This window comes from Enterococcus durans NBRC 100479 = LMG 10746 (genome assembly GCF_001544215.1).
Classification (GTDB): Bacteria; Bacillota; Bacilli; order Lactobacillales; family Enterococcaceae; genus Enterococcus_B; species Enterococcus_B durans.
Genome location: NZ_BCQB01000004.1, coordinates 94,842 through 103,156, shown reverse-complemented (window position 1 = coordinate 103,156; position 8,315 = coordinate 94,842). Strand labels below are relative to the sequence as shown.

General features: G+C 36.5%; 8 protein-coding genes, 1 tRNA gene, 1 pseudogene and 1 other annotated feature. Of the genes and pseudogenes, 8 read left to right on the top strand and 2 right to left on the bottom strand.

All coding sequences use genetic code 11. The features are described from left to right. Positions 1-48: 48 nt before the first annotated feature. A pseudogene (locus tag ED2_RS16510) lies at positions 49-169 on the top strand (DUF3788 family protein); the annotation flags it as partial. Between the two features lie 111 nt (positions 170-280). Here ED2_RS16510 and ED2_RS02255 read toward each other — a convergent pair. Continuing rightward, complete coding sequence (locus ED2_RS02255) at positions 281-2,140, bottom strand: GHKL domain-containing protein (RefSeq protein WP_016177060.1); 1,860 nt, start codon at positions 2,138-2,140, stop codon at positions 281-283. Between the two features lie 218 nt (positions 2,141-2,358). On the opposite strand from ED2_RS02255, the gene ED2_RS02250 reads away from it, so the two are divergent. The 5 genes from ED2_RS02250 to ED2_RS02230 all read left to right on the top strand — a co-directional run bounded on the left by ED2_RS02250 (position 2,359) and on the right by ED2_RS02230 (position 6,574). Beyond that, complete coding sequence (locus ED2_RS02250; RefSeq protein ID WP_005881114.1) at positions 2,359-2,895, top strand: signal peptidase I; 537 nt, start codon at positions 2,359-2,361, stop codon at positions 2,893-2,895. 65 nt (positions 2,896-2,960) lie between these two features. Then, positions 2,961-3,644 (top strand): O-methyltransferase, encoded by a 684-nt coding sequence (locus ED2_RS02245; RefSeq protein WP_005881112.1) that lies wholly within the window; start codon positions 2,961-2,963, stop codon positions 3,642-3,644. A gap of 273 nt (positions 3,645-3,917) precedes the next feature. After that, positions 3,918-3,991, top strand: a tRNA-Arg gene (locus ED2_RS02240). Positions 3,992-4,464: 473 nt separating this feature from the next. Further along, on the top strand, positions 4,465-4,824 hold the full coding sequence (locus ED2_RS02235; protein WP_005881110.1) for a DUF1304 domain-containing protein: 360 nt from the start codon (positions 4,465-4,467) through the stop codon (positions 4,822-4,824). Between the two features lie 130 nt (positions 4,825-4,954). After that, positions 4,955-6,574, top strand: a complete 1,620-nt coding sequence (locus ED2_RS02230; protein WP_016177061.1) for a SulP family inorganic anion transporter — start codon at positions 4,955-4,957, stop codon at positions 6,572-6,574. Positions 6,575-6,732: 158 nt separating this feature from the next. Here ED2_RS02230 and ED2_RS02225 read toward each other — a convergent pair whose 3' ends face one another. Further along, the gene (locus ED2_RS02225; RefSeq protein WP_005881106.1) at positions 6,733-7,377 is read right to left on the bottom strand and encodes a uracil-DNA glycosylase; all 645 of its coding nucleotides are present in this window, start codon (positions 7,375-7,377) and stop codon (positions 6,733-6,735) included. 152 nt (positions 7,378-7,529) lie between these two features. Then, positions 7,530-7,606, top strand: a sequence feature (ribosomal protein L21 leader region). A gap of 19 nt (positions 7,607-7,625) precedes the next feature. On the opposite strand from ED2_RS02225, the gene rplU reads away from it, so the two are divergent. Further along, positions 7,626-7,934 (top strand): 50S ribosomal protein L21, encoded by a 309-nt coding sequence (rplU, locus tag ED2_RS02220; protein WP_005881104.1) that lies wholly within the window; start codon positions 7,626-7,628, stop codon positions 7,932-7,934. A gap of 30 nt (positions 7,935-7,964) precedes the next feature. Further along, entirely contained in the window at positions 7,965-8,309 is a 345-nt protein-coding gene (locus ED2_RS02215) for a ribosomal-processing cysteine protease Prp (protein WP_002289451.1), read from the top strand. The last annotated feature ends 6 nt before the right edge of the window (positions 8,310-8,315 follow it).

The following is an 8,315-nucleotide window of genomic DNA, read 5'->3' as shown; positions in this document are numbered from 1 at the left end:
GAAATTTCCGAAAAACCTGACTTTTGGTCGCCGTTTATTTGAGAGAGGCTGGGACAGAAGTGTTTAACTCCGAGAAATAAGAAGAAATGAACGAAAATTGCTTTTCAAATTTTTGTGAATTTCGGCTTATTTCCGAAGGAGTTGCTTTTTGCTCCCGCCGTTTATTCGAGCGTCTGTAGCAAAACTGTTTGTAGATTTGTCCTACATTCTTTATTTTGATTTAGAACATGCAATAAAAGTTTTTCTAACTTATCTCATCCTTTTCAAGGAGTCGATCATTTCACATCGCTTTATTTTCTCGGATTTTTGAACGGTGTTTTAACTGGATCGTGAGGCGATCACTCTTATTGTCTTTTTCTTGCCTCAACGTACCAGCGTATCGTTCAGCGATATCTTTGATCATCGTGAGATCAAACTGTTCTTTTTCTTGCAATTCTTCTGTGATACCGTGAGAAAATAAGTTCGTTTCATAATGAGCGCTGTGTTCACAGTGGATCAGTAATTCATCCTCTTTTTCTTTTAAGTGTAATGAAATTTTTCGTTGCATAGGGTCCTCGATAGCGTGAGTTTCCCGAAAAGAATGCTCTAGTACATGAATCAATAACTGCGTTAGATCATTGTCACTAACAGCCGGTTTTTCTGGAAGATCCGCTTTGAATTCTACTTGGATATTACGCTTAGAAGCAATATCTTGATAGCGAGCTAGAATCAGATTTGTCAGTTGGTGTGCAGAATAAGAGAAGATAAATTTAAAGTTTTGTGCCTCATTCAAGATGCCTCTAATTTCATTTTGTGCTTCTAAAGATTTATTTTCTAAAATTAGATCTTCAATGTTTTCCATATTTTGAATAAATTCGTGTCTTAATGAACTGATTTCTTGGATATGCTCTCGTAGTTGGTCATAGTGCTGTTCTAATAAATCGGACTTCACTTCAAGAAAGCCTACTGCCCTTTGGTGTTGGTCGAAACTGACGATATATTCGATGATATTATAAACAACGATCACAATCAAAATGAGCACGAATAAAATAGTTGACCAATTGATATCTGCTTGATAGATCCCTAATGCAGATTGGATATAAATCATGCAATGGAAAATCGCGATCAGGACGATCCATGGCGTACAAGCCACAAAAAAGCGATTGTTCTTATATGCCTCTCCTATGGAAGCTAATGAGGTAACTAAGGTGCTAATAACACTTACAACGTTGACGATAGGCATCAGTTCCGGAAGTTCATTTGGTGTCATTAAAGAATAAACGAGCACACCTAGTTGTATCGAAATTTGAACGATACAAAATAAACCATATATTTTTTTATAATAGATCATTCGTGTCAGATAGTAAGAGATAATAAGTATTGAAGTTAGAATAATAAAAACATGCGATAAAATCGGATGCACGATCGGTTCGAAGAGAACGCCACTCAAGATGTCTTCTGAAACGGATTGGAATCCAAGAACTAATGCAAAACAACTAAGGATCAGTAAAGAAACATCGAGCTTTCTCTTCTTGTAGAGAATAAATGTCGAGTAGGACAAGGTTCCTATAGCTAAAAATACAGCAATGATCATCGTGACAACTTGGGGAATGGACTGTGAGAAAATAAAGCTGATCATCGGTCCAGTTGTTCCGATATAGACTTTAGGAGGAAACCCAGCATAATTACGATAGGGAGAAGCAACTTCGATTTTTAATATTTTCCCAGCGTAGTCTGTAGGTAGATCGATCACAGCTAAAGAAAGTCCTGGGTTATTTTCTTCTAAAATATGAGAGCGATCATATAAGAGTTGTTTGTCTAGGTATACTCTGATCCATTGATGGTTTCCTTTGATCAATAGATTTGAATCATTTACTTGTTCTTTTAGGGTGGTTTCCATGACAAATGTTTCATTTCGATCGATTTTCGGAAGGTGTGTCACGTAGCGGCTATCAAAATGAAAATCAGGATCACTTTTCGAGTAATAACTCCAAGAATCAGTCAATTCTGTCACGTTACCACGATCTGTAGGGGCAAAGATATAATAAAAAAAGTAAAAAATACTTAATAAAAATAACGAACATAATATAATCAAAAAAATCCATTTTATTTTTAGACTGGATTGTTCTTTTGTATTATTATTGTTATTGAAAATCTTCATAACATTATCCTTTCTGTCATGTAGTTTTTTTCAGATTATATGTTTTTTCATTTATAGTCAATCAAAAATAGCAATAAATTTAGATAACTAGAGTTATTTTTTGGTTTTCGTTTCAATTTAAAGTTATTCTATTATTAATATGTTATGTTTAGGTTTGATAAAAATATTTAGTTATTATATTATTAGATTGGATAATTGAAGAAGGGGAGTGTGAAGCAGTGCCTCTATACAAAAAAATAACTTTTTTCAGCTCGATATCTTTGATTGTACTGTTAGCACTTACCTTAAGTATTATTTTACTTCCTAGGGTTTTTGGCTTGACGCCACAAATTATCGAAGATCACGGAATGAGCCCTTATTATAGTAAAGGTAGCCTGATTTATGTAAGACCAAAAAATTCTAATGAATTATTGGTCGGGGATGTCATCACTTATTATGAAAACTCTGGCGAACACATTATGACAAGAAGAGTTATTGCAGTAGAAGAAGAACATCAAAAATTTTATACGAAAGCGGACAATCAAAGTCAAACGGAATCTGGTGTCGTGTCAAAGAGAAACATTATTGGTGTACCAATCTTTCAAATTCCATACCTTGGAATCATATTATCCAGAACAGCGTTTGTATGGATTCGCTGGTTGTTCTTTGGGATTGCGTTTAGTTTGTCAGCCATCACTGCTTGGAACACACTTGATACGTTTAAAAAAAGGAAAAGAAACCATTCATTTTTGTCTTCGCACAATGTCAACGACTAATAATTTTTCCGTAGCTTGTAGATTTATTTTATTCTTCGTATAATGGAAGGATAAGGAGGAAGATTATGCGTAATGAAATGATGCATCGTCCTGTAGTGAAAGAAGAGTTAGTTGACTTTATGCGGACGAAACAGAAAAAACTTGAAGGTGAGCTTGGCTTGATTGAAGAAGAGGCACATCTTGCAGAAGTTCCAATCATTCCACATGAGACAGTGGTTTTCATGCAATTTTTATTGGGCCAATTACAACCTAAAAAAATTTTAGAAATAGGTGCAGCTATTGGATTTTCGTCTAGTTTAATGGCACAAACGATTGAAAAAGATGGGCATGTCACCACGATCGATCGTTTTGACGTTATGATCAAGAAAGCAAAAGCGACTTATGAAAGACTAAATTTAACAGATAAAGTAACGTTATTAGAAGGACAAGCTGCTGATATTTTACCAACACTGACTGGTCCTTATGATTTCATTTTTATGGATAGCGCTAAATCAAAATATATTGAATTTTTACCCGAATGTTTACGTCTCTTAAAAAAAGGCGGAGTGTTGATGGTAGATGATATTTTTCAGGGAGGAACGATTCTTTTACCAGATGAAGAAATTCCCAGAGGAAAACGGGCGATCCATCGTAAATTGAATGAGTTCTTACGAGTGGTCATGGAGCATCCAGACCTTACTTCTACTTTAGTACCTTTGGGAGATGGAGTAATCCTTATCACTAAAGAAAAAGATCAGATTGTTTTATAGTAAGAGGAGATTGTCGTACATTTTCCTAAAAAAATAAACAATAGGTGAATCTGAACTTTGCGACAATAAGAACAAATGGATGAAAAAATAAAAGAAACTATTTGTTCTTATTGTTTACTATACCTGATAGGATAAGAGCTACCTATTTATTTAGTAGGTTCAAGAAAAAAATCAAAGGATTTAGACGATTGGGCATTTTATCAATAAAATAACTATTTCGTATTGACAGAAACAAAATGATTCTATATAATTATTTTTGTTCCGAAAAAGCTTGTCATAGTAGCTCAGCTGGATAGAGCATCCGCCTTCTAAGCGGACGGTCGGGGGTTCGAATCCCTCCTGTGACGTAATCAAACCGCTAGAAACAAACGTTTCTAGCGGTTTTTCTTTTGTTTTGTGCCAAATTTGTGGCAAAAAAATGAGTATATTTTTTGGTGGATTAATTTAGTTTTGATAGGCTGCTTATAGGAGTGACATTTACAAGATCTTATTTTTAACACAAGAAATCTATTTATGCTTTACAGTTTTGTTACCCTTTGTCAATTACATGATTTCAAGAGTTATTCAATTTCAAAACATTCATATGATATTTTGAAATCGTAAATTTAAAATGTGTTGCAAGCATTAATTGGTTGAATTTAATATATTTATCTCTTCTTTCATTTCTCATTTGTCTATATGAGTATATGAAAAAAGATTTAGTCAAACAACCAACAATGTAAAAGGTTTGATTTTTTATTTTTAGGCTGTTCAGCTATACTATTTTTATTCATCCCTTTTCTTTTGGGATGGTAGAAATATCTTCAAAGGGGGAAGTAGGATGTCAGTCATTTCACAAATTTTGATCACACTTGTTGCGATTGAATTCTTTTATATCATGTATCTTGAAACTTTTGTACCTAGCTCTAAAGCCACAGGCAGGGTCTTCAAAATGAGCCAAAAAGAATTGGCCAATCCAACGGTTCAAACGTTGTTCAAAAATCAAGGAATCTATAATGGGTTGATTGCTGTGGGGCTTTTATACGGAGCTTATTTTGCAACGGCTCAAAAGGAAATTTCACTTTTACTGCTAATCTACATTTTATTCGTCGCTGCGTATGGAAGTTTTACTAGTGATAAAATGATTTTCTTGAAACAAGGCGGACTAGCAGTGATTGCACTTGTGACGCTAGTATTCTAAATAATGAAAATGCAGAAAATTTCATGAAAAAATGGACTAACTTTGTGAAAAATATTACTTTATGGTGGGATATATGCTATCCTAGTACTCGCGTGTTTGAAAAAAACAATAGTAAAAAGGAGTTTATAGGTTGTTCAAAAAGTATGTTTTTTTATTAAAAGAAGAGTTCACAGGATATGATTTTTCAAAGTTTCAAAAGGACTTGCTAGCAGGAATCACTGTGGCGGCGGTAGCCTTACCGCTTGCATTAGCTTTTGGTGTATCTAGTGGGGCGAATGCGGCTGCTGGTTTGATTACAGCAGTGATTGCTGGATTAGTTATTGGTAGTTTATCAGGCGGATTCTATCAGATCTCTGGTCCTACAGGTGCTATGGCTGCTATCTTGATGTCGATTGCGGCAACACAAGGAATGCAAGGTGTATTGCTTGCGACATTTTTAGCCGGTATCTTGTTGCTTCTTGCGGGTATTCTCCGATTAGGGACGTTGACTTCATTTATTCCAGCTCCCGTGATCACTGGTTTTACCTCGGGGATTGCGATCATCATTGCGTTGGGGCAAGTGGATAATTTGTTTGGTGTTCACTCGGAGGGAGCCAATGTCATTGAAAAACTGTCTAGCTATCATACCTTAGGCTTTCCAGTGAATATCGCTTCATTCTTGATGGGATTCGTCGTAATTGTAGGAATGATCCTTTATCCTAAAAAATGGGCTGCGAAAGTGCCAAGTTCACTTTTAGCGATCATTCTCACTACTGTCGTGATGCTGCTGTTCAAGTTACCAATTGCAACAGTTGGGAAGATTCCCCAGACATTAATCAGCAGTGATCGCCTGATGATCAATGCTTTCAATCTTTCTGCATTAAAAGAAGTGATGGTACCTGCTATCAGTATTGCACTTTTAGGTATGGTCGAGAGTTTGCTTTGTGGAGCATCTGCTGGGCGTATGGCCAACAAACCTTTGGATAGTAATCAAGAACTTGTAGCACAAGGAATTGGGAATTTAGTATTACCTTTTTTTGGTGGGATTCCTGCAACAGCCGCGATTGCTAGAACGAGCGTGGCTATCAAATCGGGAGCACAAACTAGATTAGCTGGGATTATCCATGCGTTCGTTTTATTCTTATCAATGATCGTTTTTGCACCGATTATGTCAAATATCCCAATGCCTGCTTTAGCGGGTGTTTTGATCGTTACAGCTTGGCGGATGAATGAATGGAGTACGATAAAAACGTTAGTAGCCAATAAATACTGGTCAGGGATCTTGCTATTTGAACTAACCATGGTTTGTACAGTCATCTTTGATTTGAGTATTGCGATCGTCATCGGTATCATCGGTGGGTGTATTTTCTTTGTTGTCAAAAGTGCAGCTATCACGATTTCTGTTGAAACGATTGATTGGCAAAGAATGAATCTGCCAGAAACAAAGAAACTGGAAAATTGGACAGTTGTTTATATCAGCGGACCACTCTTTTTCATGTCAGCGGAAAAATTAAAAAACAAATTAGCGCAATTGAATCATAAAGATGGCCTGATTTTTTCAATGCGCGGAGTACCAAGCATTGATCTGACAGCAAAAGCAGTTTTTGAAGAGTTTCAAGAGAAGGCGGAAAGCAGAGGACAAACGATCATTTATACTTCCTTACAACCAGAAGTTGAGAAACAGCTACAACATCTTTGGAAAAAAGAGGGAACTGAACAACATCAGACTGTTGCCCATGCACTTTCAGCATTACACGAACAATATACTTAATTTAGGTCATAACAAAAGTATTTAACCCTGTGAAAAAAGAAGCACGAAATTTTTAAAATTTGGAAAACTTGACTTATTTCCCAGGAGTTGCTTATGATCCGCCGTTTATTCGCATTAAGAGCGTGAGGCAAAGTACTTTTTACTTTTGCCTCACGCTCTTAATTTTCTTTTTTCAGATATTCAGCCAGAGTAAGCCAGTCGTGATTGATCATCTCTGCTAAAGAACGATTATAGAAAATGGCAGCTGGATGGAATAGGGGGAAGACGTGATATGTTTTTTCACTCCATTTATAAGCATCCATTTTCTCGTTCAATCTCAAAATAGGGCCAGTATACAATTGACCATGATTTTTTGAAATTTTATATGACTGTCCTAGTAAGCGTTGTAGTCCGATATTTCCCAAAGTTGCAATCAATTGGGGTTGGACATGTTCAATTTCATAATCCAAGATCGGTGCGTGAGCGAATACCTCCGCTTTTGAGGGTGTTCGGTTCGGATAGACAGTTTCCGTTGCTTGTTTGCGTTTGTTCAAGCGGTGTACCGTACGGTAAGGCCGACTTCTGACTGCACTTGTGATATAAACATCCTCGCGTGTCAATCCAGCGAGGGAGAGTGCTTGCATCAATTCTTTGCCAGCTTGTCCGCTAAAAGGAATATGGTTTTCGATTTCTGTTTTTCCAGGAGCCTCTCCTACGAGCATCAGCTTCGGGAAAAGCGGTCCCTGTCCAACCACAAATCCTTCTACTGGACGATTTTGCATCCGTGTTTTTGCTTCTTGGACCAATTCATCTGGATAATGCAATTGGATCTCCTCCTTTATACGACTTATTATAAATAGAAAAGAATAAAATTGCGATTGAACCACATTATGTAAAAAAAGGGAAAGTTACATGTAAACTAGAGTTGACGGATGCGCGTGTTTCTGGTAATCTAGTACTGTTGTAATTGTGGACTCCACAGCTACAACCGCACAGAACGAGTTTATTAAGTACAGTTTACTGTCACTCTGGATGGCGAGTCTAAGTCTATTATAAGGAGGTGCTTTATAGCATGTACGCAATTATTAAAACTGGTGGTAAACAAGTAAAAGTTGAAGTTGGACAAACAATCTACATTGAAAAACTTGACGTTGAAGCAGGCGAAAAAGTTGTTTTTGACGAAGTTATTTTAGTAGGTGGCGAATCTACAAAAGTAGGCGCTCCAACAATTTCAGGTGCAACTGTTGAAGGAACTGTTGAAAAACACGGCAAACAAAAGAAAGTCGTTACTTTCAAATACAAACCTAAAAAACATTCACACCGCAAACAAGGTCATCGTCAACCATACACAAAAGTGGTTATCGACGCAATCAACGCTTAATTAGCGCTTGAGAAAGAAGGCCTGAATAGAATGATCAAAGGAACATTTAAACGTAATGACGCTGGTCAAATCGTTTCATTTACTTTGACAGGGCATGCTGATGCAGGTCCTTATGGTAGTGATATCGTTTGTGCAGGAGTTTCCGCATTAGCTATCAGTACAGTAAACGGAATTGCCTCATTAGCTGGTTTTGAACCGATTGTCGAAATGAATGAAGAAGAAGGCGGCTATTTATATACCGAAGTAACTTCAGGAATGACACAAGAACAAAACAATATTGCCGAGATTCTATTAGAAAATCTCTTGTTGGGATTACAATCAATAGAAGCTGAAAATTCAGAATATATCCAAATTAAAACAATCAATGATAAATAGGAGGTG